This window comes from Halolactibacillus halophilus (genome assembly GCF_900115605.1).
Lineage (GTDB): Bacteria > Bacillota > Bacilli > Bacillales > Amphibacillaceae > Halolactibacillus > Halolactibacillus halophilus.
On the sequence record NZ_FOXC01000077.1, the window covers coordinates 1 to 2,349 of the forward strand.

General features: G+C 36.9%; 3 protein-coding genes. All 3 read left to right on the forward strand.

The window, feature by feature from the left end; genetic code table 11:
* The first annotated feature begins 162 nt into the window (after positions 1–162).
* Genes BM098_RS13095 through BM098_RS13105 form a run of 3 tightly spaced genes read left to right on the forward strand, consistent with a single transcriptional unit; the run spans position 163 to position 2,216 of the window.
* Positions 163–546, forward strand: a complete 384-nt coding sequence (locus BM098_RS13095; protein WP_089834086.1) for a DUF3168 domain-containing protein — start codon at positions 163–165, stop codon at positions 544–546.
* 11 nt (positions 547–557) lie between these two features.
* Positions 558–1,169: a major tail protein gene (locus tag BM098_RS13100; RefSeq protein WP_089834088.1), complete on the forward strand. Its 612-nt coding sequence runs from the start codon at positions 558–560 to the stop codon at positions 1,167–1,169.
* Between the two features lie 6 nt (positions 1,170–1,175).
* Complete coding sequence (locus tag BM098_RS13105) at positions 1,176–2,216, forward strand: hypothetical protein (RefSeq protein WP_089834089.1); 1,041 nt, start codon at positions 1,176–1,178, stop codon at positions 2,214–2,216.
* Positions 2,217–2,349 lie beyond the last annotated feature (133 nt).

Genomic DNA, 2,349 nt, shown 5'->3' on the forward strand with positions numbered 1-2,349 from the left:
TTGGAAGGGTCCTAATGGCCGTTATCGTATCATCCATCTAAACGAGTGGGGAACAATTAATAATCCTAATCCGGCAGGTAAAGGGGCTATTGCAAGGGCATTAAAAAATAGTGAGAAGGCATATCGTGATGCTGTGCGCAAAGCATTGAAAGGTGGTTTGTGATGGATATATTAGACATGGTCTATAATGCATTAATTGCAGATGACTATATAAATACTCATGCATCAGGTCGCATCAAATTTTATGAGTATCCTGAAACGGGTGATGTTACAGGTCCATATATTGTTATAGATCCAATTGATTCACCTATACCAGCCAATTTTGCGGATGATACCTGGACAAAGATAGATTACTTCTTACAAATTGATGTGTGGAGTAACGATAGAAAATTATCAGAGCAACTAGCTGATAAGGTTAGAGATGTGATGTGGCACCAATTCGGTTTTAAACAAACATCAGGGCCAAAGGAATATGACAACGGTGTGTTTCGTGATGCTAGAAGGTATCGTGGTTCTTTATATCGAGAAGATTTTATTAATTTATAGGAGTGATAAGAATGTCAGAAGAAAAGAATTATAAAGCCTCAACGGGTGTAGATGAATTTTATTATGGAATCATTGGTGATGGTGTAACAGCTACACAACTAGAACGAGTGAAGTTTCTACAAACTGTTACAGTTAATATGCCACAGGAAATTGTACGTGCATACGGTGATAATAAAACGGCAGAATTAGCTGTATCAAGCGGTAATATTAGTGTGACATCTGGTTTTCACAAAATCCCTATTGAGGATAAGCAAAAACTTTTAGGATGGGAGAATGTTGAAGGTATTACCGCGACGGGTAGTACGGATAATCCGCCATATGTTGCTGTTATCTTTGCGAAGACGTATGAAGATGGTTCTAAAGAGTATGTTGGTTTACCTAAAGGTATGTTCACACGTCCATCTGTCACAGGAAATACGAAAGGTGAGAGCACACAATTTTCTAACGAAGAAATGGCTGCAGAGTTTATGGATCGTGAATTAGACGGATTTTCAAGAGAACACTCTGTTGCATTTGCGGAGGATCCAGCAGGTGTAAATACCCAACGTGATTTATTGTTCCAAAAAATCTTTGGACTACCACATCCATCAACAACCACTACGACTACGACAACCGGGGTTTAATGATGTATGAAGTATATCTTATGTCAGCCGGCAATCAAACGTTTTGAGTGGGAATTAGAGGTTTGTATAACAAGACTTAAAAAATTAGGCATCCGTGATATCGTTTTGCTTTTTACCAAGCAGGATGATCGGGTGCCTTTATATTTGCAAGAAACGTATGGCGTAGAAACACATGTGTATAGTGATGATCGACATGATAAATCTTATATTCCATCTGTAAAACCATACTTATGGATGAGATATTTACAAGAGGATCCATCAAGAGAAAATGAAACTTATTTTTATTTAGATAGTGACGTACTTTTAAGAGAAATACCAAAAGTTAAACCAACTAAAAATAAATGGATTGCATCTGCTTGTGAAAGTTATTTAAGCGTTGATTACATTGATAGCAAAGATACAAGCTTGCTAGAGGATATGTGCAACGCTATAGATGTTAATCCTGAAGTAATACACAAAAACAATCCCATAGGTGGTGCACAATGGGCAATTAAGCATCCAACCTTGGAATATTGGGAAAAGGTTTATCATGACTCTATCACATTGTATAAGTTACTCGATAAATCAAACACTGATATTCAGAAATGGACTGCTGAGATGTGGGCGCAGTTGTGGAATGTTTATCACTTTGGTAAAGATGTAAAGGTTACTGAAGAAATGAATTTTTCTTGGCCAACGGATCCAGTCGAAAAATATGCTGAAACGAAAATATTTCATAATGCTGGTGTCGTTGACGATCATCAGAATCTATTTTTTAAAGGGAAGTATGTCAATCAGACACCTTTTAAAGATTCCTTTGAACATGTCAACCAAGACAAAGCATCCTATGAATACGTAAAAGCGATAAGGGAGGTTAGAAATATGGCGAAGAGTGCCAAGTATTTGTCAAATGAAAACTGGCGTGATTTAGATGATGACAAAGAATATGAGAAAGATAAGCCGTGGCCACGTCCAGTAAATAAGAAAGTCAGTCAAGAGCGTATTGATGAACTATTATCAAGTAAAAATAAAGCTGGACGACCAATGATTAAAAAAGTAGAAGAGTAAGGATAAAACCTTGCTCTTTTTAATTTAGGAGGACTAACAATATGGCAAATTTAAAACGAAACATGTTAGAACTAGTAAAGAATCCAGAAGGTGTGCAAAAAGGTGACGAGCCGGAAATTGAAAAAGTATGGAC

What these genes read in the sequence shown, in the direction of transcription:
- BM098_RS13100 (WP_089834088.1), top strand. Translation starts at nt 558, where the DNA reads ATGTCAGAAGAAAAGAATTATAAAGCCTCAACGGGTGTAGATGAATTT.
- BM098_RS13095 (WP_089834086.1), top strand. Translation starts at nt 163, where the DNA reads ATGGATATATTAGACATGGTCTATAATGCATTAATTGCAGATGACTAT.
- BM098_RS13105 (WP_089834089.1), top strand. Translation starts at nt 1,176, where the DNA reads ATGAAGTATATCTTATGTCAGCCGGCAATCAAACGTTTTGAGTGGGAA.